Below are 23,074 nucleotides of genomic sequence, written 5' to 3'. Positions count from 1 at the left end.
CGGCGACTGTGCATGATCTTGATCAGGGCTTCTCGCCTTTGAGCCGGCGCAGGCCGATGTCCGCCAGGCAGGTGCCCAGTTCACCCAGGTGATCAATCACCGAGTGCACGCCAAGCCCGTACAGCGCGACGGTGGCCTTGGCGCGCTTGTGTTCGCGTGCCTGTTCGTCCAGCGCTTGCCATTGGCCAGGGGAGAGCCCGCAGAGGGAGCCGCAGGACGCCAGGCCAATCGTCCAGAGCCCAGCGTTGAGCCCTGATTGCAGCAGCCGCGGCTCGCCACTGACCAGCACGCAGCCATCCAGGTGTGCGATGTTCAACTCCATCAACGCTTGCCAGCAGGCATGGGGCGCAGGCCAGGGGGCGGTCGCAGGGCGGCAGCCATGCACCCAGCCGGGCAGGGCTGCGGCCAACGGCGTGGTGACGGCGCAAGGCAACTCATCCAGCCAGGCGCAGGGGGTGCCTTGGGTGTTGAGCCATTGCAGGATATTCAGGGCACCAGGGGTGGCCAGGGTTTCGGCTGCGGGGACGGTGTTGGCGTGGGCCGTGGAACCGAAGTCCACCAGGCAACCACTGAGCCCAAACAACACGGCGGTCAGGGAAGGGGCGTTGTCTGCAACGATCTGGGGGTGGGGCATTTCGACGTCCCTGAAAATAGCTGTGACGCTATCGGAGGTCCGTGACAGGCAGATGACACCTGATGAGATTGTAGGGAATTTGTACATTTTCTGAATGACAATTCCGTCAAGCTGCCTAATCCTACACTTCCGTCATATACTGCCGCCTTATTCAGGGCATAGCGCCCATGACAGATCATTCAAGGAGTTCAAGCTATGCGCTGGAGCCAGTGTCTTGCTCAACTATCGGTATGTGCCAGTGTCCTGCTGGTGCCTTTCGCCGCCCAGGCCGCAGAAGAAGATCCGTGGGAGAGCATCAACCGCCCGATCTTCACGTTCAACGACACCGTTGATACCTATGCACTGAAGCCATTGGCCCAGGGCTACCAGTTCATCACCCCGCAATTTGTCGAAGACGGTATCCACAACTTCTTCCGCAATATCGGCGATGTGGGCAACCTGGCCAACAACGTGCTGCAACTCAAGCCGCATCAGGCCGGTGTCGATACCGCGCGCTTGCTGGTCAACACCACGTTTGGCGTGCTGGGCTTGGTTGATGTCGGCACCAAAATGGGGCTGCAGCGCAGCGATGAAGACTTCGGCCAGACCCTCGGTTACTGGGGCGTGGGCAGCGGTCCGTACGTGATGCTGCCGCTGCTGGGCCCGAGCACCCTGCGTGATGCACCGTCCAAGTATGTCGACAGCTACACCGAACCGTACCGCTACATGAACGACATTCCTACGCGCAACAGCGCCATGGGCCTGGATATCATCGATACCCGCGCCAGCCTGCTGTCGGCTGAAAAGCTGATCAACGGCGACAAATACACCTTTATTCGCAATGCCTACCTGCAGAACCGCGAGTTCAAGGTCAAGGACGGCAATGTAGTGGATGACTTTTAAGGTTAAACCTTGAATGAAAAAGGCGGCCCTTAAGGCCGCCTTTTTTGTGTGCATTGATTTCAGTACATCGTGAGGATTTTCAGGCCCAGGTGTTGGTCGTCGCCTTCTTTCCTGGCCCAGACCACCTCGGTGTCTGCCTCAAGGCCCTTGAGCGCGGCGTGTTCTGAGTCGATACGCACCTTCAGTTGGTCGCCAACGTTGAATGGATGCTGCGCCTGGACCTGCATGCCAGAGCTGGAGAGGTCCAGGCAGACCCCGGCAATCTCTTGCCCGGCATGGATCAGCGACACGTCCGCATCCACCCGCATGCGGATGAAATCGCGCTTTTCTGCGTAGTCACGTTCATTTGCGCTCATAGCTTTCATCCTTCCATTGCGTTGTGGTTTTGCCTGTTCTTATAACTCCCGGTGATTTGCGATGTAAAGACGCCCAGCGACCATCGGCATGAGCTTGAAACCCCTGGCGGATGGGAGTACCGTCTGCGCCTTAGAAGGGCACCTCTGCTTTACCTTTGTGCGTGGGCCAACAGCTCATGTTTTGTAGGACAGAGAGGCTAGAAAGCGAATCCAGTAGTGCGAGCCGGGCCATTGCCTGACTGCCTACGCCAACCTAATTCTGGCGCCGTTTGCCCACATGCAAAAAACCAGTGCCACGCTGCTGATAATCGATGACGACGAAGTAGTGCGCGCGAGCCTCGCGGCCTATTTGGAAGACAGTGGCTTCAGCGTCCTGCAGGCCGGCAATGGTCTTCAGGGTCTCCAGGTGTTCGAGCGCGACCAGCCCGACCTGGTGATCTGCGACCTGCGCATGCCCCAGATGGGCGGCCTTGAGCTGATCCGCCAGGTGACCGAGCTTGCCCCGCAGACGCCGGTCATTGTCGTGTCGGGTGCCGGAGTGATGAACGACGCCGTGGAAGCCTTGCGCCTGGGCGCCGCCGATTACCTGATCAAGCCCCTGGAAGACCTGGCCGTCCTGGAACACTCGGTGCGCCGTGCACTGGACCGTGCCCGCCTGCTGCTGGAAAACCAGCGCTACCGCGAAAAGCTCGAAACCGCCAACCGTGAACTCGAGGCCAGCCTCAACCTGCTCCAGGAAGACCAGAACGCCGGTCGCCAGGTGCAGATGAACATGCTGCCGGTCAGCCCGTGGAGCATCGACGAGTTCCAGTTCGCCCACCAGATCATCCCGTCGCTGTACCTGTCGGGGGATTTTGTCGACTACTTCCGCGTGGATGAGCGCCGTGTTGCGTTCTACCTGGCCGATGTCTCCGGGCACGGCGCATCTTCTGCATTCGTGACTGTGTTGTTGAAGTTCATGACCACACGGCTGTTGTTCGAATCCAAGCGCAACGGCACTTTGCCGGAGTTCACTCCCTCGCAAGTGCTGGGCCACATCAACCGGGGCCTGATCAGCTGCAAGCTGGGCAAGCACGTGACGATGGTGGGCGGCGTGATTGATGAAGAAACGGGTCTTTTGACCTACAGCATTGGCGGTCACCTGCCATTGCCGGTTTTATACACTCCAGACAGTGTGCGTTATCTGGAAGGGCGTGGTCTGCCGGTGGGTTTGTTCAACGAAGCCACCTATGAAGATCACATCCTGGAACTGCCACCGGCCTTCAGCCTGACGCTGATGTCCGATGGCATCCTGGACCTTCTTCCAGAGCCTACACTCAAAGAGAAAGAAGCCGCCTTGCCCCAACGGGTAAGGTCGGCGGGCGGCAGCCTGGATGGCCTGCGGCAGGTTTTTGGATTGGCCACGCTAGGGGAGATGCCGGATGATATCGCCCTATTGGTGTTGAGCAGGAATCTTTGATGAGTACCGGAAGAATCCAATTCGCCGAGCAAGACGGGACCTTCGTCCTGAAGTTTGTCGGTGAAGTGCGCCTGACCTTGTGTTCGGCGCTGGATGCAACGATTGAGCGGATTTTCACAGCCTTGAATTTCTCGGCGATCGTGATCGATCTGACCGAAACCCGCAGCATCGATAGCACCACCCTTGGGCTGTTGGCCAAGTTGTCCATTCTGTCGCGGCAGAAGGTTGGACTGCTGCCGACCGTCGTCACCACACACGAAGACATCACCCGGCTGTTGCAGTCGATGGGTTTCGACCAGGTGTTCAACATCGTCGATCGCCCGATCCCCTGTCCGGAATGCCTGACCGACTTGCCTTCCCAGGACCAGTCCGAGGAAGTGGTGCGGCTCAAGGTGCTGGAAGCGCACAAGATCCTGATGGGCCTGAACGAATCCAACCGCGAGGCGTTTCACGACCTGGTCAACGCCCTAGAGCGTCACTGATCTCACTGTTGAGCAAGGTCAAAATGCAGGAGCTGGCTTGCCTGCGATAGCGCCAGCCCAACCACTCATATTGAGCGGGTACAAAAAAGGGCGGCATCCCAAAGATGCCGCCCTTTTTGCCGCGCTCGCTTTTTACAGCTTGGCGCTCAACAACGCCTCCAGCTTCTCCTGATCCCGGGCAAACTGACGAATCCCCTCAGCCAGCTTCTCAGTGGCCATCGCATCCTCGTTGGACTCCCAACGGAACTGCGCCTCGGTCATATGCACGCGAGGTTCGCCGGCGTGGCCTGGCGCCAACTTGCGCTCGAGCTTGCCATTGTCGGCCGCCAGCTTCTCCAGCAAGTCCGGGCTGATGGTCAGGCGGTCGCAACCGGCCAACTCCTCGATCTGGCTCAGGTTGCGGAAGCTCGCGCCCATCACCACAGTCTTGTAGCCATTGGCCTTGTAGTAGTTGTAGATGCGGGTGACCGACTGCACGCCTGGATCATCGGCGCCGATGTAGTCGTTGCCGTTGGCCTTTTTGTACCAGTCGTAGATACGACCGACAAACGGTGAAATCAGGAACACCCCGGCTTCCGCACAGGCCACGGCCTGGGCGAAGGAGAACAACAGGGTCAGGTTGGTCTGGATGCCTTCCTTTTCCAGTTGCTCGGCGGCACGAATGCCTTCCCAGGTGGACGCGATCTTGATCAGCACGCGGTCGCGGCCAATACCTGCCTTTTCGTACAGGTCGATCAGACGATGCGCACGCTTGAGTACCGCGTCAGTGTCGAACGACAGGCGCGCATCCACCTCGGTGGAAATGCGTCCGGGCACCACTTTCAGGATCTCCTGGCCCACAGCCACCGCAAAGCGGTCACTGGCCAGGCCCACATCACCGTTGCAATCCTGCACGCAGGCATCCAGCAACTTGGCGTAGCCTGGAATTGACGCAGCCTTGAGCAAAAGGGAAGGGTTGGTGGTGGCATCCTGTGGCTTGACGCGAGCGATAGCTTCAAAATCGCCGGTGTCGGCAACTACAGTGGTGAATTGCTTGAGTTGTTCCAGCTTGGAAGTCATGGGCGTGCTCTGTCCTATGGGTCTGATGACATTACCCGAGGGTTGCTAGCCGCTCAAGGGCGCAAATGCGTTCGATCGTTTGCGAGGGCAACAACCTGAAAACAGCCGTTTGAATGACCGGCCGTGCTGCTAGATAGGAGGGCAGAATCGCCATCAGGTTCCGCCTGCACCGCGATCAAAATGTGGGGCTGGCCCGCGATAGCGCTGGACCAGTCGTCCAATAAACCGACTGACCGGCTCCGTCAGTGGCCCTCCAGCAACGCCCCAGCCTGATCCAACAACGCCAACGGATCGCTGGCCTTATGAATATCCACCGACAACAACTGCCGAAACCTGCGAGCCCCCGAAAAACCGGTGCCCAACCCCAACACATGCCGCGTAATGTGATGCATCGCCCCACCGGTGGCCAGGTGCTCGGCGATATAAGGCCGCAACTTCGCCAACGCCTCGGCCCGACTGATCACCGGCGCCGTACTGTCAAACAGCCGCTGATCCACTTCTGCCAGCAAATACGGATTGTGATAAGCCTCACGCCCCAGCATTACCCCATCAAACACCTGCAAATGCTCTTCGCATTGCTCCAGCGTCTTGATCCCGCCATTGAGAATAATCTCCAACTCGGCAAAATCCCGCTTCAATTGCGCCGCTACGTCATAACGCAACGGCGGAATGTCCCGATTCTCCTTGGGCGACAACCCCTCCAGAATCGCAATCCGCGCATGCACTGTAAAACTGGTGCAACCCGCGTCTTTCACCTGCCCGACGAAATCACACAACTGGGCATAACTATCCCGGCCATTAATCCCGATACGGTGCTTGACCGTCACCGGAATCGACACCGTATCACGCATCGCCTTTACACAGTCCGCCACCAGAGCGGGGTGCCCCATCAGGCACGCGCCGATCATATTGTTCTGCACCCGGTCGCTGGGGCAGCCGACGTTCAGATTCACTTCGTCGTAGCCTGCATCCTCGGCCATGCGGGCACAGGCAGCCAAATCGGCTGGAACACTGCCGCCCAGTTGCAACGCCAGTGGGTGCTCGGCCTCGTTGTGGCGCAGGAAACGTTCGTGGTCACCGCGGAGGATGGCGCCGGTGGTGACCATTTCGGTGTAGAGCAGGGCGTGCTTGGAGAGGAGACGTAGGAAAAAGCGGCAGTGGCGGTCGGTCCAATCCATCATCGGCGCAACCGAAAACCGGCGGGAAAGTGGCATTGATGCAATTTGTAGGGGCATTGAAGTATCTGGACGGGGAAGGCGAAGGGCGATCAGTTTATCAGGAACGGAGTGGCCTCGTTGAGGCCAGGTATCCGGGGCGTTTCCACATCAGTCGACGCGCCCCGGCAGCATCCCCGCCAGTACCTTGTCCTTATCAACAAAGTGATGCTTCAGCGCCACCATCACATGCCCTCCCACAAGAGCACCGCATAACCACGCGCTGTAGGTATGAATTGCCTTTGCCAGGTCATAGAGACTCTTATCCGCCTCCACCAGCGGCGGTAGCAGGAATAAACCGGCAACCAGGATGGGTTTGTCCGCCACCGAACTCCAGTACCAGCCGGATATCGGCAGTCCGACTAGCGCCACGATGTATAGCAACAGGTGGCCAATGAGCGCAGCACGCTTGACCCTCGGTGTCATGGTGTCGGGCATCGCCGGCGCTGCATGGGTCAGGCGCCAGGCGATGCGTAGGACGATAAGCAATATCAGGGTGCTAGCCATCGCCTTGTGTAAAAAAGTGAGTTGATGCTGCGGGTTTAATTCATCGCGCCAGTGAACGGCCACGATTCCCACCAGCCAGGCGGCAATCCAGATGAGTGCCATGCTCCAGTGCAGCCACTTTGCCGTGGCTGTATAGCTTTTTGCCTGTGTCATCTGGATACGCGCCTCCCTTTTGAGTAGGCGCGATTATCGACAATTGGGCAGGGCTGAAAACCATAAAAACTTGATGATTCCCATCGACTTTCCTGATTCCAGCACGCCCGAGGTTGTTCCGTCACTCCTCTGGCCTGAGCCTTTAGCTTTCAGGATGCGCCTGCAGAAAACCAAGCAGATGTTCCACGAATGCCTGCGGTGCCTCCTCCATCACAAAATGCCCGCAATCGGCGATGATCGCCCCGCGCAGGTCGGTTGCGTGCCCCTGGAGCGTCACCAGGGGGGCGTCGTTAGTGGCATGTTCGGCGCCGATGGCCAGTACCGGCATTTCCAGCATGCGGGTAGCGCGCTCGGTGTTTTGCCGGATGGTTTCGGGAATCGCGCGGTAATAGTCGAACCCTGCGCGCAAGCCACCGGGTGTCGAATAGGCGCGAATGTAGACGTCGGACGCAACGCAGTCGCGGTGAAATGACCAGCGGTCGAACATGAAGTTGAGGTACGTTTCCTCCCGTCCGGTGATGAGGGCTTCGGGCAGGTCCTGGATCTGGTTGAAGAGGAAGTGCCACAGGAAGATGTTCTGTTCCGGCGCCACAAAAATCGGCGGCGGCGGGGCCAGGCCGGGTATGACGGCTTCGGTTACGGTCAGTGTGCGCACGGCGTGTGGCTGGTCACTTGCCAGCGCATAGCCGATCCACATGCCGACATCGTGCCCGACCAGGTGATAGCGCGGGATGCCGAGCTCCAGCATCGTCCGATGGAGCACGTCGGCAATATTGCCGGTGTCGAAGCCCAGTGCAGGACGGTCTGAGTTGCCCAGGCCTGGCGGGTCGACGGCAATGGCCTGGAAGCCCTGAATTGCCAGGGCTTGCATGATATGCCGGAAGGCGTACCAGGTTTGTGGCCAGCCCGGGACCAGCAACACCGGTTGCCCGGCGCCGGCCATGACGCAGTGGATTTTCTTGCCGTCGATTCGCACGTAGTGGTGTGTGAAATCGTCACTGGTATCGAGGGGTAGGGCGGTGCGAGCGTTCATGGTCGTGCCTCGTGCTGAAGGCCGAGCATGGCCTGGATCTGCCGCTGATCGACCGGCGCACCGGCGAAGTCGTCAAAGGCCCGGTCGGTGACTTTAATGATATGTCGATTGATGAACTCGACGCCTTCGCGGGCTCCGTCCTCCTGGTTTTTCAAGCAGCACTCCCATTCCAGCGTGGCCCAGCCCGGATAGTCGTATTGGGCGAGTTTGGAGAAAATGCCTTTGAAATCCACCTGGCCATCACCCAGTGAGCGAAAACGCCCGGCACGGTTGGCCCAGTCGCTGTAGCCACCGTAGATACCTTGGCGGCCGGTGGCGTTGAACTCGGCGTCCTTGACATGAAACATGCGGATGAACGACTTTTAAATGTCGAGGTAGCTCAAGTAGTCCAGTTGTTGCAGCACGAAGTGGCTGGGGTCGAACAGGATCCGACAGCGCGGATGCTGGTCAACCCGTTCGTAGAAACGCTCGAAACTGGTGCCGTCGTGGAGGTCCTCGCTGGGGTGGATTTCGTAGCAGAGGTTGACGCCTTGCTCGTCGGCAAGGTCCAGCAGCGGTCGCCAGCGTCGGGCCAGCTCATCGAATGCAGCATCGATAAGACCTTCCGGGCGTTGCGGGAAGGGGAACAGATAGGGCCAGGCGAGGGAGCCGGAAAACGTGCCCAGGTCTTCAAGGCCAAGCCGTTGCGAGGCCGTGATGGTCCATTTCATGCGTTCGATCGCCCATTCGGTACGGGCCTGGGGTTTGCCCCGCAGCGGCGCTGGAATGGATGCGTCCCACAACGCGTCGTAGGCAGGATGCACCGCCACCAGTTGGCCAAAAATATGGCTGGTCAATTCACTGATCTGCAGGCCGTGGTCGCCGAGCATGCCCTTGATGTCATCGCAGTACGCCTGGCTTTGCGCGGCCAGTTCGATATTGAAGAGTCGGCTGTCCCAGGCCGGAATCTGCAGCGCCTTGAAGCCTTGCGCCTTGGCCCACTGAGCGATGTTCTCCAGGTTGTTGAAAGGCGGCTCGGCGGCACTGAATTGTGCCAGGTGCAAACTGGGTCCTTTAAGCGTACGCATCATGTGTTCCTATTGTTTGTCGATTGACAAAGAATAGGCCCGTCCATTCATTACCGTCAACTCGATATGGGTTAAAGTGATGAAATCACACCCACAGGTAAGCAATTAATGGCCGGACGTCCGCGCGAATTTGATAGGGAAGCGGCATTGCAGCGCGCCATGTTGTTGTTCTGGGAGCAAGGGTACGAGGGCACCAGCATGTCGGCGCTGGTTGAGGCGCTGGGCATTGCCTCGGCGAGGATTTACGCCGCTTTTGGCAGCAAGCAGGCGCTGTTCCGTGAGGCGGTGGCGTTATATGAAAGCGGCGAGGGTGGTTTTGCCGACTATGCGTTGGCGCAGGCAGACCTGAAAAGCGCGATCAGGGGCATGCTGGACGATGCCATCAGCACTTACACGCAATCGGGTCGGCCCGGCGGCTGCCTGGTGGTGAGTGCCGCAAGCAGCACCAGCCCGGACGGCGCCGAGGTTCAGCAATGGCTGCGCGAGCACCGCCTACAACGTACCCAGTCGATTATCGACAGGTTGCAGTGCGGGCAGGAAAGCGGCGAGCTTGGCGCGGGTGCCGACGTGCAGGCACTGGGGGACTTTTATGCGACCTTTTTGCACGGTATTTCCATCCAGGCGAGGGATGGCGTTACACCTGAGCGTCTTCGCCAGTCTGTCGAGGTGGCGCTGAGCCTGTTGCCAACACGACCGTCAAGTCCAGAACAGACGCCCGATCCCGCCGGAGCATGATATTCTGCGCGCCATCTTGGTCTATTCTCTCTCTGGTACGCACTCCCGAATGCGTACCGGCAGGGTAGCTGTCGCCGAGGTAGCTGAAGCCAATAATGATAAGAAGTCAGCGCAGAAGGGACATAAAAGTGAGGTCGATACGTCGGCCTTGTGTGCCCACCCTGCAGTACTTGCGAGTACGGGAACCCGCCAGACGTTGCCTGATGTTTGGCGCACCACGGTTGCCGGAAGGTCGAGGGCGGTAGGGCGGAAGGCGTTTTATCATAGGTGCTACGATGTTTAAAAAAGTGAACACTGCCCTGCTGGGTCTGGCTTTGTCGATGGGGATTACTTCCGTCCAGGCGGAAGAGGCAAAGAAAGTCGATGTGCTGCTGATCGGCGGCGGCATCATGAGTGCGACCCTGGGTGTATGGCTCAATGAGCTGCAGCCGGATTGGTCGATGGAGATGGTCGAGCGCCTGGATGGCGTCGCCGAAGAAAGCTCCAATGGTTGGAACAACGCCGGTACCGGTCACTCGGCCCTGGCTGAGCTGAACTACACCCCGGAAAACAAGGACGGCACCGTTGAGATCCCGAAAGCGGTCGAGATCAACGAAGCGTTCCAGATCTCCCGCCAGTTCTGGTCGTGGCAGGTTCAGCAAGGCGTTCTGAAGAACCCGCGTTCGTTCATCAACTCCACTCCGCACATGAGCTTTGTGTGGGGCGATGACAACATCAAGTTCCTGAAAAAACGTTACGAAGCGCTGCAGGCGAGCCCGCTGTTTGCTGGCATGGAATACTCCGAAGATCCGGTACAGATCAAGAAGTGGGTTCCGCTGATGATGGAAGGGCGTGACCCGAACCAGAAAATCGCCGCGACCTGGACACCAATCGGTACTGACGTGAACTTCGGCGAGATCACCCGCCAGTTCGTCGCTCACTTGCAGACCACGCCCAAGTTCGACCTGAAACTGTCGAGCGAAGTGCAGGACATCACCAAGAACGCCGACGGTTCGTGGCGTGTCAGCTACAAAAACCTGAAAGATGGCAGCAAGACCGAGACCGACGCCAAGTTCGTATTCATCGGCGCGGGCGGCGGTGCCCTGCACTTGTTGCAGAAGTCGGGCATTCCTGAAGCCAAGGAATACGCAGGCTTCCCGGTGGGTGGCTCGTTCCTGGTGACCGAGAACCCAACGATTGCCGAGCAGCACCTGGCCAAGGCCTACGGTAAAGCTTCGGTTGGCGCGCCACCGATGTCGGTACCGCACCTGGACACCCGCGTGCTGGATGGCAAGCGCGTGATCCTGTTTGGCCCATTCGCGACCTTCTCCACCAAGTTCCTCAAAGAAGGCTCGTACCTGGACCTGCTGACCAGCACCACCACCCACAACATCTGGCCAATGACCAAAGTCGGTATTCGTGAATACCCACTGGTCGAGTACCTCGCTGGCCAACTGATGCAGTCCGATGACGACCGCTTCAAGGCGCTGCAAGAGTACTTCCCGAACGCCAAGAAAGAAGACTGGCGCCTGTGGCAAGCCGGTCAGCGTGTGCAGATCATCAAGCGTGACGAAGAGCAGGGCGGCGTCCTGAAACTCGGTACCGAAGTGGTCAGCTCCGCCGACAACACCATCGCCGGCCTGTTGGGTGCATCGCCAGGTGCGTCCACTGCAGCGCCGATCATGCTGACCGTGCTGGAAAAAGTGTTCAAGGACAAGGTCGCTACTCCGGCCTGGCAGGAAAAGCTGAAGCAGATCGTGCCGAGCTATGGCACCAAGCTGAACGGCAGCCCTGAGCGCGTTGCGCAAGAATGGGCCTACACTGCCAAGGTTCTGCAACTGACGCCTCCGCCAGCCATTCCGCAAATGGCTGCCCCACAGGCGACCGAGGCTGCCAAGCCTGCGGCCGAGCCGAGCAAGCCGGCGGCTGACATCGCGCTGTAAGCGGTCGACACAGTCCTGAGACAGGATTGAATCGACAGTTAAAAACCCGCTGAACCGGTAACGGTCAGCGGGTTTTTTGATTGTGGAGCTTTATTGGAGCGCAACTGGGCTGGCTTTAGCCCGGCTTTTTCGTTCCCAGCAGCCGCACTTCCTTGAACAGTGCCGCCCCCAATTGTTCGGTACCTAGCTCCTTGTACCCAACCGCCTTGATCTCGCCGTTCTCTTCCGCCTGGATGATGATCACCGGCGTCTCCTTGCCTGTAACTGCTTCGACGTGCATGGCGTATTGGGGGATATCCAGCTTGATGGGCGTGCCTGCCGCCTTGCCTTTCACATTGATCAGAAACGCCGCACAGCCATTGTCGACATCGTCGTTGGTGGCAGAACGGCCGCTGACGAAACAGGTCTCTGGAAGGTCCGGCCAGGCGATGGTTTCTGCCAGGGCGAGGGTGGGTGTCAGGAGCAGGGCAGCGAGCAGAAGCGTGCGCACGTTGGGCAGTCTCTAATAAGGGCGGTGGAACACAGGTTTTACCAAAGCAGGTCCGTTGCAGCAACGCCAAGGTATCTTGGCCAATCATCGCGCTTTTGCTCCCTGCGCGGCGACTGCCTGGCTCACCTGTTCAATGCTGACGGCCGTGGCGGGTTTGCGAATCAGGCCCTTGAGGTCCTGGACGCTATGGTAGGTGTCGCTGGTCTGAATAGGTAAAACCCTAGTCCGCCTTCATACCCTCGACACCCATCAGACAGCCCTAAAGCAATCCAACCTATGATCTGGCGATGTGCCTTACTGCACCACGCGATAGCACGGCACATACGCCGCGCCACCGGGCAGTTTCATCCGGTGTTGCTCCACAAACGCCTTCAACAGCTCATCCAGCGGCTTCATGATGCTCGGGTCGCCGTGGATCTCGTACGGGCCGTTCTGTTCGATCAGGCGGATACCCTTGTCCTTGACGTTACCCGCCACAATCCCCGAGAACGCCCGACGCAGGTTGGCCGCCAGTTCATGGGGCGGCAGGGCATGGCTCAGTTGCAGGCTGGCCATGTTGGCGTGGGTCGGGTCGAACGGGCGCTGGAAGCCTTCGTCGATCTTCAGCAGCCAGTTGAAGTGGAAGGCATCGTTGCGCTCGCGGCGGAACTGTTTGACGGACTTGAGGCCCGCGGTCATCTGCCGGGCGACTTCGGCGGGGTCATCAATGATGATCTGGTAGTGGGCCTGGGCCGCCTCACCCAGGGTCGCGCCGACAAACGCATGCAACTGTTGCAGGTACGGCGCTGCCTGTTTTGGCCCGGTGAGGATGACCGGGAAGGGCACGTCACGGTTGTCCGGGTGCATGAGGATGCCCAGCAGGTACAGGAATTCTTCGGCCGTACCGGCACCGCCCGGGAAGATAATGATGCCGTGGCCGACACGCACAAAGGCTTCCAGGCGTTTTTCGATATCCGGCAGGATCACCAGTTCGTTGACGATCGGGTTCGGCGCTTCGGCGGCGATGATGCCAGGCTCGGTGAGGCCCAGGTAGCGCCCGCCGGTGATGCGTTGCTTGGCGTGGGAAATAGTCGCGCCCTTCATAGGGCCTTTCATCACGCCAGGGCCGCAACCGGTGCACACATCGAGGCTGCGCAGGCCCAGTTCGTGCCCGACTTTCTTGGTGTATTTGTATTCTTCGGTATTGATCGAGTGCCCGCCCCAGCACACCACGATCTTCGGCTCGACACCGGGGCGCAGCGTACGCGCGTTGCGCAACAGGTGGAACACGTAGTCGGTGATGCCCTGGGAGGTGCTCAGGTCGATGCGTTGGCTATCGAGCTCGTTTTCGGTGTAGACAATGTCGCGCAGGGCGCTGAACAGCATTTCCCGGGTGCTGGCGATCATTTCGCCATCCACGAACGCGTCGGCGGGCGCGTTCAACAGTTCCAGGCGCACGCCGCGATCCTGTTGATGGATGCGTACTTCAAAGTCCTTGTAGGCGTCGAGGATGGTCTTGGCATTGTCGATATGGGCGCCGGTGTTGAGAATTGCCAGGGCGCACTGGCGAAACAGCGTATAGATGCTGCCGGAACCGGCTTCGCTCAGTTGCTGGACTTCACGTTGCGACAGCGTTTCGAGACTGCCCTTGGGGCTGACGGAGGCATTGATGACTTGGCGTTGAGGCATTCTTATTCCCTGAAAGCGCAGCCACCGGGCGCTGAACAGCCAGTGGCATGAGGATGACGAGCGCCGAATACGGTCGCACAGGACGGGCATTTTCCCTGCCCTACAGGCAGGACGCAAACTCCGCTCTGCCTCATCATGCCGCAGAATTTGCTGAATTCACGCCCTTGTCGGAAAAATATAGTGCCTTTGGCCAGTGTGGATTGGATTTTGCGAACAGAAGAATTGCGACTATCGTGACGCTTCGGTTTTTCGGACGTCATAGACCAGTACGATTGACGCCGTAATGGCCACCATTGGCCATCGGCACCTTGGAAGAGGCAGAAATTTTATGATCATCAAACCGCGGGTTCGTGGCTTTATCTGTGTGACCGCCCACCCTGTTGGCTGCGAAGCGAACGTCAAAGAGCAGATCGACTACGTGACCCAGCACGGTGCCATCGAAGGCGGCCCGAAGAAAGTCCTGGTGCTCGGTGCGTCCACCGGTTACGGCCTGGCTGCGCGTATCAGTGCCGCTTTTGGTTGTGGCGCCGACACCCTTGGTGTGTTTTTTGAAAAAGAAGGCGAGGAAGGCAAGCTCAGCTCTGCCGGCTGGTACAACAGCGCCGCTTTCCACAAGTTTGCCGCACAAAAAGGCCTGTACGCCAAGAGCATCAATGGCGATGCGTTCTCTGACGAGATCAAGCGCCTGACCATCGAAACCATCAAGAAAGACCTGGGCAAGATCGACCTGGTGGTCTACAGCCTGGCCGCGCCACGCCGTACCGACCCGCAGGGCGTGGTGCACAACTCCACCCTCAAGCCGATCGGCAAGGCCGTGACCCTGCGCGGGATCAACACCGACAAGGGCGTTGTGGTCGACACCACGCTGGAGCCGGCGACCCAGGAAGAAATCGACGGCACCGTCAAAGTGATGGGCGGCGAAGACTGGCAGCTGTGGATCGACGCCCTGCGTGACGCCGACGTGCTGGCCGAAGGCGCCAAGACCACCGCGTTCACCTACCTGGGCGAAAAGCTCACCCAGGATATCTATTGGAACGGCTCCATCGGCGAGGCCAAGAAAGACCTCGACAAGAAAGTCCTGACCCTGCGCGACAACCTCGCCGCACTCAAGGGCGATGCCCGTGTCTCGGTGCTCAAGGCCGTGGTTACCCAGGCCAGCTCGGCGATCCCGATCATGCCGCTGTACCTGTCGCTGCTGTTCAAGGTGATGAAAGAGCAGGGCACCCACGAAGGCTGCATCGAGCAGGTCTACGGCCTGTTCAAGGACAGCCTGTACGGCAGCGAGCCGAAGCTTGATGCCGATGGCCGCCTGCGTGCTGACCTGGCTGAGCTGGAACCGAAAGTCCAGGACGCCGTGGCGGCGCTGTGGAACCAGGTGACCGATGACAACGTCAACGAGATCAGCGATTTTGCCGGCTACAAGGCAGAGTTCCTGCGCCTGTTCGGTTTCGAGATTGATGGCGTGGATTACGACGCTGACGTCAATCCGACCGTGAAGATCGAAGGTCTGGTCCAGGCTTAACCCCTTGTAGGAGCCGGCTTGCCGGCGAAAATCGTCAACGATTACGCGAGGTGCTTGGCGCCCCGTGGCGTTCTCGGGTTTTTCGCCGGCAAGCCGGCTCCTACAAAAGCTCACATTTAGGAACCGTCCTACCTTTCCTTGCTTGCCCCTTCTTGACCTCGGTGTGCCAGACTGCGTCCGTTATCACACTCGGCTAACGGAGGATCTTCATGACGATTCGTGCAGTAGTTTTTGACTTTGGCGGTGTCCTGTTCGATTGGAGCCCGCAGCATCTGTACCGCAAACTGATTACCGGTGACGAGGAGCGCCAATGGTTCCTCGAGAACATCTGCACCCAGGCCTGGAATACCGAACAGGACGCTGGACGCACCCTGGCTGAAGGCACCCACAGCCTGATTGCCAAACACCCGCAACATGAGGCGCTGATCCGGGCCTACTACGACCGCTGGCATGAAATGCTGCGCGGCTCGCTCGCCGACGGCGTGGCGATTCTCGAAGACTTGCATGAGGCCAAAGTGCCGCTGTTCGGCCTGACCAACTGGTCCGCAGAAACCTTCCCCTACGCCCGCGCCAACTATCCCTTCCTGAAACACTTTCGCAATATCGTGGTGTCCGGCGAGGTAAAGCTAATCAAGCCTGACCCGGCGATCTACCATGCCAGCCTCGACCAGGTGTGCGCCCATCTGCCGGATATCCAGCCCGAGGAGCTGGTGTTTATCGACGATGTGGCCGAAAACGCCCATGCCGCCAGCGCCCTGGGCTGGCACGGTATTCATCACGTATCACCCGCGCAGACCCGTCGTGAGCTACAGGCCCTGGGAGTGAGTTTCTAGCGCGCCCATTGTTCGATCGCGAAGTCGACGAAGGCCCGCAGCTTGGGCAGGCGATAGCGATCCTGTGCATATAAGAGGTGCATCGAGCGCGAGGGTGACTGATAGCCTGGCAGTAGCGCCACCAGCCGGCCGGCCTGCAGGTCGGCGCCAACCAGCGCGTCGGGCAGCATCACGATGCCCATGCCTTCGACGGCCGCACGCTGGGCACCATGGCCGCCAGCGACGGGCTATCGGTGCGCCTGCGTGGCCAAGCTCTTCACCCCAGGCCGCCCATGATTGTGCGGGGCATCGCTCGGTTACTGTGAAACGGGCCCGTTGAGCCACTCCTGGTTCATGGTCTGGCTATCTCCCAGGTAGTCCAGGAGCCAGGCCATGGCCGGTGACAGTTTGTCCTGGGCCCAGGCCACGCAGGACGGGCTGGCCGGGAAGGGCCGGGACAGTTCCAGGGCGGCCAGTTCGCCGCTGTCGATCAATGGCTGCACCAGGTGCGCCGGGACCATGCCCACGCACAGCCCGTCCTGCAGGCAATCCATGGCTGAGGCCCAGTTGGGGACCACCAGGCGTCGCTGGTTATCCAGGGTCCAGGTGTCGCGCTTGGGCAGGTTGCGTGAGGTGTCGGTCATGCACAGCGACGCAAAGGGCCGCAATTGATCGTCGCTGAGCAAACCCTCGACCTGTGCCAGCGGATGCCGGGCGCTGACCACGCACAGCCAGTTCAACAAGCCCATGTCGCGAAACGTGAAGTGGCTGGCCACCGGCACCGCGCTGGTGGCGCCGATCACAATATCGGTGCGCTCGTCTGCCAGGGCATCCCACACACCGTTGTACACCTCGTACTCCAGCAGCAGTTCCACTTCCGGGAACTGGCGATAGAAATCCAGCACCAGTTGCCGGCAGCGTTGCTGTTTGACGATGGAATCCACCGCCACTTTCAGCTGGCCGCTCCAGCCATTGGCCACTTGCTGGCACAGTCGGCGGGTGCCCAGCATGGTTTTCATCACGCCACGGGCCTCGTCGATAAACAGGCGGCCGGCGGGGGTCAGTTCCACATCCCGGTGGCGACGGATAAACAACGGCACCGCCAACCACTCCTCGATTTGCCGTACGGTGTAGCTGATGGCCGAGGGTACGCGGTGCAGTTCCTGGGCGGCGGCGCTAAAGCTGCCGTGACGGGCCACGGCATCCACCACGTCCAGGGAGTATTCGGACCACATGGGCATTGCCTTCAAAAATATTGATAAGAGTGTTCAATTATTATCGCTTCACAGCGCAACTGTCAGCCTCATAATAGGCGCCAGTCAGCAAATTGTTTGATGGCAGGACTAACAAGGCTTCAATGAAAAACTCTTTTGGTTTCACCTGGTACCTGGCGGGGCTGAGCATGCTCGGCTATCTGGCCATGGATATGTACTTGCCCGCGTTCGGTGCCATGGGCGAACACTTGCAGATTTCCCCCGGTGCGGTGGGGGCCAGTTTGAGCATCTTCCTCGCCGGTTTTGCCGTGGGGCAACTGCTCTGGGGCCCGCTGTCTGATCGCCTGGGGCGCAAGCCGATCCTGTTGGCCGGCCTGAGTCTGTTCGTGCTCGGCTGCCTGGGGATGTTCTGGGTCGAGACCGCGCCGCAACTGCTGGCCTTGCGTTTTGTACAGTCGATTGGGGTGTGCAGCGCCGCAGTCAGTTGGCAGGCGCTGGTGATTGACCGGTACCCGGCTGACAAGGCGCACCGGGTGTTTGCCAGCATCATGCCGCTGATGTCCCTGTCACCGGCGCTGGCGCCGCTGTTGGGCGCGGTGGTATTGAATCACTGGGGCTGGCAGGCGATCTTCGCCGTGTTGCTGGGTATTTCGCTGTTGCTGCTATTACCGACCCTGTTTCTCAAATCCATGCCCAAACGCCTGGCCGCCGACGGCGAAAAAGCCCGGCTGAGCTACGGGCAACTGTTCAAGTCGCGGGTGTTCATCGGCAATGTGCTGATCTTCGCCGCGTGCTCCGCCAGCTTCTTCGCCTGGCTCACGGCCTCGCCGTTTATTCTCGGTGGCATGGGCTACAGCCCCAATGACATCGGCCTGAGCTATGTGCTGCCGACCCTGGCGTTTCTGGTGGGTGGCTACAGTTGCCGCAGCGCCTTGCAACGGTTCCAGGGCAAACTCTTGTTGCCCTGGTTGCTGGTGGCGTATTGCGTGAGCATGGTGGCGCTGTATTTGGTAGCGACCTTGACGGTGCCGACGCTGACCACCTTGCTGATTCCGTTCTGCTTGATGGCCCTGGTCAACGGCGCCAGCTACCCGATTGTAGTGGCGAATGCGCTGATGCCGTTTTCGGAAAACTCCGGCAAGGCTGCGGCACTGCAAAACACCCTGCAACTGGGCTTGTGCTTTGTCGCCAGCCTGCTGGTGTCGTCGTTGCTGGAGCAGCCATTGCTGGTCACGGTGATCGTGATGCTGGCGACCGCGCCGCTGGCGGTGTTGGGTTACTGGCTGGCGCGGCCCAAGTCGGACGAGTCGCAGTTGGCGGCAGCTTAAAACGTCACTTCCATATTCAGGGTTGGCGTTGAGGTGCGGCTGCCACGGCCGCCGTCCACGCCAAACTTGTTATGCCAGTATTCGTAGCCCACGCCCAGGTACAGGTTGGGCTTGACGCTTTTGCCCGGCCGGACGGCGACCATCAGTGCCGTGCGCATCAGGGTTTCTGCGGCGGTGTCGCGACTGTTGTAGTCGTGGCCCTTGTCGCCGACATGGTTGATAAACCCCTGGAACTTCGCGCCATGGTTGCCGAGCTCGAACGGGCGCATCCAGGTCAGGTTGAGCATGTAGGTGTCGTCGAAGGTGTGGTTCGGATCTTTCGCGCCTGGTATGCCGGAATGGTTGTTTTCCTTGTAGTACATCAGGCTCAGGTCCAGCACCCCGACCGTATTGAACTTCAGGGTCGGCCCGATCACCAGGGCGCGTTTTTTCGCCGACGCCAGGTTGTTGTTGCGGTTGGCGTCGAACCCCAGGGTCAGCGCGTAATCCTTGATCAGCCCGGTGCCCTGCGGCATGTCGAATACCCGTGATGCATACAACTGGTGCCGGTAGACCGCATACACCTCGCTGCCACCGTGATCGGTGCCCTTGCGCGGATCGCGGCTGTCGGACAGGAATACATCGAGATGTAGGAAGTTGCTGCCGTACTGGTAGCCGCTGGCGTGGGTGAAGCTGTAGATGCGCTTGCTGAAATCGTCAGGGTTGTTCGGATTGGTGAACTGTTGCCCGTAGCGAAATCCTACGCTGTTGTTCATCCATTCCACCGCGACAGCCTCCCCGCCGCCGAGGAGCGTGAGTAATACGGTTGCGCCGTGCAGTGCCTTTTTCATTGTTTTAGTTCCTTTGGCGTTTGGCTCATGGCAGCCGTGCAGGGGCCGCCGGGCGCAGTATCGACACAACCGCCGTGCTGCTCAAAGAACAGAATATCGACTGGGCTGCTGCCGAATCGGCAGCACTGAAGCTGGCCTGAAGGTCAGGAAATACGCGGTGTACAGGGTGATTCTTCGCGTTCGCGCAAAGCGATTTCCTCGCTGATCAGGTGGGCCATCGACTCCACCGCCGTAGGCAAATCCCGACCTTTGCGCGCATACAGCCCCAGGTCGCTGAACATCCCACCCTGGTCGCTCAAGGGGATGTGCAGCAACTCACCCCTGGCCAAATCGGCCTCGATCCCGATCCGCGTCTGGAACGCCACCCCCAATTGCTGGCGCGCCAACTGCCGCGCCAGTTCCATGGAGTTGCTTTGCAGCAACGGCTTGTGCGCAGCCGGCGAACGTTTGTGCAGCGGGGCAATCAGGTGATGGATCGACAGCTCGCTGTTGGCCTGGATCACCCCGTGTTCAGCGCACAGGGTGTAGCTGACGCTGGCGTGTGAGGCCAGTGGATGTCCCGGTGCCACCAACGCACCCAGGCGGAAATGCCCGACACACAACTGTGTGGTTTCCGCACTGCGTGGCAGGGCAAAGGCCAGCCCCAGGTCTGCCTGGCCGTTGATCACCGCCGCCGGAATCGATTGTGAACCCTGCACGGTCACCCCGATGGTCACCGCCGGGTAGCGCTGGCGCATGCGCTTGAGCACGGCTGGCAGCAACTCCACTGTCGCGCCTTCCACCGTGGCGATTTCCACATGCCCGGTCTGCACCTGGTTCAGGCCTTCGAGTTCGCCGCGCACCCGTTCCACATCCTGCAACACCAGGGTGACATGGCGGGTCAGGATTTCCCCCGCAGCGGTCAGGCGCAACCCACCGGGCAAGCGCTCGAACAAGGCCGCGCCGACTTCGTCTTCAAGTTTGAGAATCTGCCGGTTCACCGCCGACGACGCCACGTTCAGCCGGCGCGCAGCTTCGCGGATCGAATGGCAGCGGCGGACCATATCGAAGTAGCAAATGGCCGCAGAGTGGATACGCAGCGTGCGGTTGAGCATTTTTTTCAGATCCTTGTGGGCACGGCTTCAAGCCTTGGGGCAGGGCGGCTGAATGGATTTTTGTAACGTCGATGCCGGGTATCTTGTGGAAATGATTGTATACAACTCTATGGACATCCAATCTTTCTATTGCATACAGTGAGCGCACAACAAAAACAGAGATCCCCTCACCATGACTATCCCGAAGGCGTCACCGCAACGGCCAGAAGATGAGAATCTTGGCGTCGCTGCCAACATGGCTTACGGCCTGCAGCATGTACTGACCATGTACGGCGGTATCGTGGCCGTGCCGTTGATTGTCGGCCAGGCGGCCGGGCTATCCCCCGCCGATATTGGCCTGTTGATCGCCGCGTCGTTGTTTGCCGGTGGCCTGGCCACGCTGTTGCAAACCCTGGGCCTGCCGTTTTTTGGCTGTCAGTTGCCCTTGGTGCAAGGGGTGTCGTTTGCCGGTGTGGCGACCATGGTGGCGATTGTCGGCAGCGATGGCGCAGGCGGTGTGCCGGCGATCCTGGGGGCGGTGATGGCCGCGTCGCTGATCGGGCTGCTGATTACCCCGATATTCTCGCGAATTACCAAGTTCTTCCCGCCGCTGGTGACCGGGATCGTGATTACCACCATCGGCCTGACGCTGATGCCGGTCGCCGCCCGCTGGGCCATGGGCGGTAACAGCCGTGCCGCTGATTTTGGCAGCATGCCGAACATCGGCCTGGCGGCCATCACCCTGGTGCTGGTGCTGTTGCTGAGCAAAGTGGGCAGCGCCACCATCTCGCGCCTGTCGATCCTGCTGGCGATGGTGTTTGGCACATTGATCGCGGTGTTTTTGGGCATGGCGGACTTCTCTACCGTGACCCAGGGCCCGATGATCGGCTTCCCTACGCCGTTCCATTTCGGCATGCCGACCTTCCATGTGGCGGCGATCCTGTCCATGTGCATCGTGGTCATGGTGACCCTGGTGGAAACCTCGGCGGACATTCTGGCGGTGGGCGAGATCATCGACACCAAGGTTGACTCCAAGCGCCTGGGCAACGGCCTGCGTGCCGACATGCTGTCGAGCATGTTCGCGCCGATCTTCGGTTCGTTCACCCAAAGCGCCTTCGCCCAGAACGTCGGCCTGGTGGCGGTGACCGGGGTCAAGAGTCGTTATGTGGTGGCCACGGGCGGCCTGTTCCTGGTGATCCTTGGCCTGCTGCCCTTCATGGGCCGGGTGATTGCCGCAGTACCGACCTCGGTGCTGGGCGGCGCCGGGATCGTGTTGTTTGGCACCGTGGCGGCCAGTGGTATACGCACGCTGTCCAAGGTTGATTACCGTAACAACATGAACCTGATCATCGTCGCCACCTCCATCGGTTTCGGCATGATCCCCATCGCCGCGCCGAGCTTCTACGATCAGTTCCCCAGCTGGTTCGCGACCATCTTCCACTCGGGGATCAGTTCCTCGGCGATCATGGCTATCCTGCTGAACCTGGCGTTCAACCACTTCACTGCCGGCAACTCGGACCAGCAGTCGGTGTTCGTCGCCGGCACCGAGCGCAGCCTGTGCTTCCAGGATGTGGCGGCGCTGCGCGACGGGGATTATTTCAGCAAGGGCAAATTGTTTGATGCCGAGGGCAAGGAGATCCCGCTGGTGGATGCATCACTGCAGAAAGCGACGGTGGCGGGGCGGGCTGAAACCAGCGAGGTGTAGCCAAAACACCGCAAAAATCTGAATGTGGGAGCGGGCTTGTCGGATCGCTCCGACATTTGATTGGTGGTGTTTAGAAGACCGTTGGTGAGCACACCTCATCCAAAAACTTCACCACCGTGCCCATGCACGGCTGGCGCTCCTCCACATGGGGCATATGGCTGGAGTCTTCAAACAGCGCTGCGCGTACATCGGCGATTTCATCGAGGAATGCCTTGAATTCCAGCGGTGTGGCCTGGTCATGCCGCCCGGAAATTATCAGGGTTGGCACTTGGATCTGCGTCAGCCGGCCAATGCTGATCGGGCCGTGCAGGACGTTGTAAACCGTAGGATCGGCCGCCATCTGGGCGAAGGTACGTGCCACTTCTTCGGGCCACGGGTTGATCCGGCACAAGGGTTGGTCATCGAAGCCGGCCGCCAGGTTGGCGGCGATCAAGGCGCGCAAGCCCCGGGGTTGGCGAAGCGCATGTTCACTGCCGAGCCTGCCGCCCCAGGCATGCCCAAGGATTGCGTAATGGTCGCTGATGCGCAGATGGTCGAGCAGGTTGTCCAGCTCTTCGAGAAACAGCTCAACCGTCCAGAAACCGGCGGGCTGGTGGGGCAGGTGGGTGGAGTGGCCATTGCCCAGTTGGTCGTAGTGAATCACCGCATGCCCACTGGCGGCCACGTCCTTGAAGGCGTCCAGGTAGTCATGGGTGCCACCGGGGCCGCCGTGGAGGACGACCAGTGGGGTCTTGCCGCTGTCGAGATTGCCGGTCACGCGGTACCAGGTCTGGTAACCGCGAAAGGCGGCGTAGCCCTGGCGGATCTGTTCGATGAATTCCATTTCCGGCCCTGCCATCAAAAATTGGTGGGGTACACGATAGTTTGAACAAAACGTTTAAGTAACTGGCAAAACGGCTAGGTTTTCCAGGGGGATTGGTGTGAGTGCC

21 protein-coding genes and 3 pseudogenes are annotated in these 23,074 nt (G+C 59.8%); 9 read left to right on the top strand and 15 right to left on the bottom strand.

Features of this window, described 5'->3' with window-relative positions:
- Positions 1–22: 22 nt before the first annotated feature.
- Entirely contained in the window at positions 23–634 is a 612-nt protein-coding gene (gene pcrP, locus AC19YY_RS14890) for an HAD superfamily inactivated hydrolase PcrP (RefSeq protein WP_170057759.1), read from the bottom strand.
- A gap of 195 nt (positions 635–829) precedes the next feature.
- On the opposite strand from pcrP, the gene AC19YY_RS14885 reads away from it, so the two are divergent.
- Complete coding sequence (locus tag AC19YY_RS14885; RefSeq protein ID WP_169954164.1) at positions 830–1,516, top strand: MlaA family lipoprotein; 687 nt, start codon at positions 830–832, stop codon at positions 1,514–1,516.
- Between the two features lie 59 nt (positions 1,517–1,575).
- Here AC19YY_RS14885 and AC19YY_RS14880 read toward each other — a convergent pair whose 3' ends face one another.
- Positions 1,576–1,872 carry a PilZ domain-containing protein gene (locus AC19YY_RS14880; protein ID WP_169954163.1) on the bottom strand — a complete coding sequence of 99 codons (297 nt, stop codon included), beginning with the start codon at positions 1,870–1,872 and terminating at the stop codon, positions 1,576–1,578.
- A 277-nt stretch (positions 1,873–2,149) separates the two neighbouring features.
- Between AC19YY_RS14880 and rssB the strand changes: the two genes are divergently transcribed.
- Together rssB and rssC are read left to right on the top strand one after the other, a co-directional pair.
- Positions 2,150–3,331 carry a two-component system response regulator RssB gene (gene rssB / locus AC19YY_RS14875; protein ID WP_032863287.1) on the top strand — a complete coding sequence of 394 codons (1,182 nt, stop codon included), beginning with the start codon at positions 2,150–2,152 and terminating at the stop codon, positions 3,329–3,331.
- Positions 3,331–3,813 (top strand): anti-sigma factor antagonist RssC, encoded by a 483-nt coding sequence (gene rssC / locus AC19YY_RS14870; protein ID WP_029293846.1) that lies wholly within the window; start codon positions 3,331–3,333, stop codon positions 3,811–3,813. The genes rssB and rssC overlap by 1 nt, the downstream gene beginning before the upstream one ends.
- 132 nt (positions 3,814–3,945) lie before the next feature.
- Here the strand turns inward: rssC and tal are convergent, their stop codons facing one another.
- From tal to AC19YY_RS14845, 5 genes and pseudogenes are all read right to left on the bottom strand, one after another.
- Positions 3,946–4,872: a transaldolase gene (gene tal / locus AC19YY_RS14865; protein WP_169954162.1), complete on the bottom strand. Its 927-nt coding sequence runs from the start codon at positions 4,870–4,872 to the stop codon at positions 3,946–3,948.
- A gap of 242 nt (positions 4,873–5,114) precedes the next feature.
- On the bottom strand, positions 5,115–6,107 hold the full coding sequence (gene dusA / locus AC19YY_RS14860) for a tRNA dihydrouridine(20/20a) synthase DusA (RefSeq protein WP_500604431.1): 993 nt from the start codon (positions 6,105–6,107) through the stop codon (positions 5,115–5,117).
- Between the two features lie 90 nt (positions 6,108–6,197).
- Complete coding sequence (locus AC19YY_RS14855; RefSeq protein ID WP_500604430.1) at positions 6,198–6,746, bottom strand: cytochrome b; 549 nt, start codon at positions 6,744–6,746, stop codon at positions 6,198–6,200.
- A gap of 142 nt (positions 6,747–6,888) precedes the next feature.
- Positions 6,889–7,779, bottom strand: a complete 891-nt coding sequence (locus AC19YY_RS14850; protein ID WP_500604429.1) for an alpha/beta fold hydrolase — start codon at positions 7,777–7,779, stop codon at positions 6,889–6,891.
- A pseudogene (locus AC19YY_RS14845) lies at positions 7,776–8,846 on the bottom strand (sugar phosphate isomerase/epimerase family protein). The gene AC19YY_RS14850 and the pseudogene AC19YY_RS14845 overlap by 4 nt, the downstream one beginning before the upstream one ends.
- 108 nt (positions 8,847–8,954) lie before the next feature.
- Here AC19YY_RS14845 and AC19YY_RS14840 point away from each other — a divergent pair.
- Together AC19YY_RS14840 and mqo are read left to right on the top strand one after the other, a co-directional pair.
- Positions 8,955–9,581, top strand: coding sequence for a TetR/AcrR family transcriptional regulator (locus AC19YY_RS14840; protein WP_500604428.1), 627 nt, complete (start codon positions 8,955–8,957; stop codon positions 9,579–9,581).
- Positions 9,582–9,856: 275 nt separating this feature from the next.
- Complete coding sequence (gene mqo / locus AC19YY_RS14835) at positions 9,857–11,503, top strand: malate dehydrogenase (quinone) (RefSeq protein WP_169954289.1); 1,647 nt, start codon at positions 9,857–9,859, stop codon at positions 11,501–11,503.
- Between the two features lie 115 nt (positions 11,504–11,618).
- Here the strand turns inward: mqo and AC19YY_RS14830 are convergent, their stop codons facing one another.
- The 3 genes and pseudogenes from AC19YY_RS14830 to ppnN all read right to left on the bottom strand — a co-directional run bounded on the left by AC19YY_RS14830 (position 11,619) and on the right by ppnN (position 13,661).
- Complete coding sequence (locus AC19YY_RS14830) at positions 11,619–11,993, bottom strand: hypothetical protein (protein ID WP_500604427.1); 375 nt, start codon at positions 11,991–11,993, stop codon at positions 11,619–11,621.
- Positions 11,994–12,077: 84 nt separating this feature from the next.
- Positions 12,078–12,179: pseudogene (locus AC19YY_RS14825) on the bottom strand (AbrB/MazE/SpoVT family DNA-binding domain-containing protein); the annotation flags it as partial.
- A 108-nt stretch (positions 12,180–12,287) separates the two neighbouring features.
- The gene (gene ppnN / locus AC19YY_RS14820) at positions 12,288–13,661 is read right to left on the bottom strand and encodes a nucleotide 5'-monophosphate nucleosidase PpnN (protein ID WP_169954154.1); all 1,374 of its coding nucleotides are present in this window, start codon (positions 13,659–13,661) and stop codon (positions 12,288–12,290) included.
- A gap of 328 nt (positions 13,662–13,989) precedes the next feature.
- On the opposite strand from ppnN, the gene fabV reads away from it, so the two are divergent.
- A complete protein-coding gene (fabV, locus tag AC19YY_RS14815) occupies positions 13,990–15,183 on the top strand; it encodes an enoyl-ACP reductase FabV (protein WP_169954153.1) in 1,194 nt (397 codons plus the stop codon).
- Between the two features lie 209 nt (positions 15,184–15,392).
- Positions 15,393–16,016 carry an HAD family hydrolase gene (locus tag AC19YY_RS14810; RefSeq protein WP_169953326.1) on the top strand — a complete coding sequence of 208 codons (624 nt, stop codon included), beginning with the start codon at positions 15,393–15,395 and terminating at the stop codon, positions 16,014–16,016.
- Here the strand turns inward: AC19YY_RS14810 and AC19YY_RS14805 are convergent.
- Positions 16,013–16,219: pseudogene (locus AC19YY_RS14805) on the bottom strand (LysR substrate-binding domain-containing protein); the annotation flags it as partial. The gene AC19YY_RS14810 and the pseudogene AC19YY_RS14805 sit on opposite strands and share 4 nt — an antisense overlap.
- Before the next feature lie 93 nt (positions 16,220–16,312).
- On the bottom strand, positions 16,313–17,230 hold the full coding sequence (gene punR / locus AC19YY_RS14800) for a DNA-binding transcriptional activator PunR (protein WP_169953328.1): 918 nt from the start codon (positions 17,228–17,230) through the stop codon (positions 16,313–16,315).
- Between the two features lie 122 nt (positions 17,231–17,352).
- Between punR and punC the strand changes: the two genes are divergently transcribed.
- The gene (punC, locus tag AC19YY_RS14795) at positions 17,353–18,537 is read left to right on the top strand and encodes a purine nucleoside transporter PunC (RefSeq protein ID WP_170043401.1); all 1,185 of its coding nucleotides are present in this window, start codon (positions 17,353–17,355) and stop codon (positions 18,535–18,537) included.
- Here punC and AC19YY_RS14790 read toward each other — a convergent pair.
- Positions 18,534–19,367: a nucleoside-binding protein gene (locus AC19YY_RS14790; protein ID WP_170043402.1), complete on the bottom strand. Its 834-nt coding sequence runs from the start codon at positions 19,365–19,367 to the stop codon at positions 18,534–18,536. The genes punC and AC19YY_RS14790 overlap by 4 nt on opposite strands.
- Before the next feature lie 143 nt (positions 19,368–19,510).
- Positions 19,511–20,461: a LysR family transcriptional regulator gene (locus tag AC19YY_RS14785; protein WP_076961310.1), complete on the bottom strand. Its 951-nt coding sequence runs from the start codon at positions 20,459–20,461 to the stop codon at positions 19,511–19,513.
- A 172-nt stretch (positions 20,462–20,633) separates the two neighbouring features.
- Here AC19YY_RS14785 and AC19YY_RS14780 point away from each other — a divergent pair, with 172 nt between their 5' ends.
- Positions 20,634–22,145 (top strand): nucleobase:cation symporter-2 family protein, encoded by a 1,512-nt coding sequence (locus AC19YY_RS14780; RefSeq protein WP_169953331.1) that lies wholly within the window; start codon positions 20,634–20,636, stop codon positions 22,143–22,145.
- A 70-nt stretch (positions 22,146–22,215) separates the two neighbouring features.
- On the opposite strand, the gene AC19YY_RS14775 is transcribed toward AC19YY_RS14780, so the two are convergent.
- On the bottom strand, positions 22,216–22,968 hold the full coding sequence (locus tag AC19YY_RS14775) for an alpha/beta fold hydrolase (RefSeq protein WP_500604426.1): 753 nt from the start codon (positions 22,966–22,968) through the stop codon (positions 22,216–22,218).
- Between the last annotated feature and the right edge of the window lie 106 nt (positions 22,969–23,074).

This window comes from Pseudomonas sp. MF09156 (assembly GCF_059862305.1).
Note: the sequence above shows the minus strand (reverse complement) of the source record. Positions and strands in the feature narration are given on the sequence as shown.

Excerpts from the sequence above, each read along its gene's own strand:
- pcrP (WP_170057759.1), bottom strand. The coding sequence starts at position 634 with ATGCCCCACCCCCAGATCGTTGCAGACAACGCCCCTTCCCTGACCGCC.
- AC19YY_RS14885 (WP_169954164.1), top strand. The coding sequence starts at position 830 with ATGCGCTGGAGCCAGTGTCTTGCTCAACTATCGGTATGTGCCAGTGTC.
- AC19YY_RS14880 (WP_169954163.1), bottom strand. The coding sequence starts at position 1,872 with ATGAGCGCAAATGAACGTGACTACGCAGAAAAGCGCGATTTCATCCGC.
- rssB (WP_032863287.1), top strand. The coding sequence starts at position 2,150 with ATGCAAAAAACCAGTGCCACGCTGCTGATAATCGATGACGACGAAGTA.
- rssC (WP_029293846.1), top strand. The coding sequence starts at position 3,331 with ATGAGTACCGGAAGAATCCAATTCGCCGAGCAAGACGGGACCTTCGTC.
- tal (WP_169954162.1), bottom strand. The coding sequence starts at position 4,872 with ATGACTTCCAAGCTGGAACAACTCAAGCAATTCACCACTGTAGTTGCC.
- dusA (WP_500604431.1), bottom strand. The coding sequence starts at position 6,107 with ATGCCCCTACAAATTGCATCAATGCCACTTTCCCGCCGGTTTTCGGTT.
- AC19YY_RS14855 (WP_500604430.1), bottom strand. The coding sequence starts at position 6,746 with ATGACACAGGCAAAAAGCTATACAGCCACGGCAAAGTGGCTGCACTGG.
- AC19YY_RS14850 (WP_500604429.1), bottom strand. The coding sequence starts at position 7,779 with ATGAACGCTCGCACCGCCCTACCCCTCGATACCAGTGACGATTTCACA.
- AC19YY_RS14840 (WP_500604428.1), top strand. The coding sequence starts at position 8,955 with ATGGCCGGACGTCCGCGCGAATTTGATAGGGAAGCGGCATTGCAGCGC.
- mqo (WP_169954289.1), top strand. The coding sequence starts at position 9,857 with ATGTTTAAAAAAGTGAACACTGCCCTGCTGGGTCTGGCTTTGTCGATG.
- ppnN (WP_169954154.1), bottom strand. The coding sequence starts at position 13,661 with ATGCCTCAACGCCAAGTCATCAATGCCTCCGTCAGCCCCAAGGGCAGT.
- fabV (WP_169954153.1), top strand. The coding sequence starts at position 13,990 with ATGATCATCAAACCGCGGGTTCGTGGCTTTATCTGTGTGACCGCCCAC.
- AC19YY_RS14810 (WP_169953326.1), top strand. The coding sequence starts at position 15,393 with ATGACGATTCGTGCAGTAGTTTTTGACTTTGGCGGTGTCCTGTTCGAT.
- punR (WP_169953328.1), bottom strand. The coding sequence starts at position 17,230 with ATGTGGTCCGAATACTCCCTGGACGTGGTGGATGCCGTGGCCCGTCAC.
- punC (WP_170043401.1), top strand. The coding sequence starts at position 17,353 with ATGAAAAACTCTTTTGGTTTCACCTGGTACCTGGCGGGGCTGAGCATG.
- AC19YY_RS14790 (WP_170043402.1), bottom strand. The coding sequence starts at position 19,367 with ATGAAAAAGGCACTGCACGGCGCAACCGTATTACTCACGCTCCTCGGC.
- AC19YY_RS14785 (WP_076961310.1), bottom strand. The coding sequence starts at position 20,461 with ATGCTCAACCGCACGCTGCGTATCCACTCTGCGGCCATTTGCTACTTC.
- AC19YY_RS14780 (WP_169953331.1), top strand. The coding sequence starts at position 20,634 with ATGACTATCCCGAAGGCGTCACCGCAACGGCCAGAAGATGAGAATCTT.
- AC19YY_RS14775 (WP_500604426.1), bottom strand. The coding sequence starts at position 22,968 with ATGGAATTCATCGAACAGATCCGCCAGGGCTACGCCGCCTTTCGCGGT.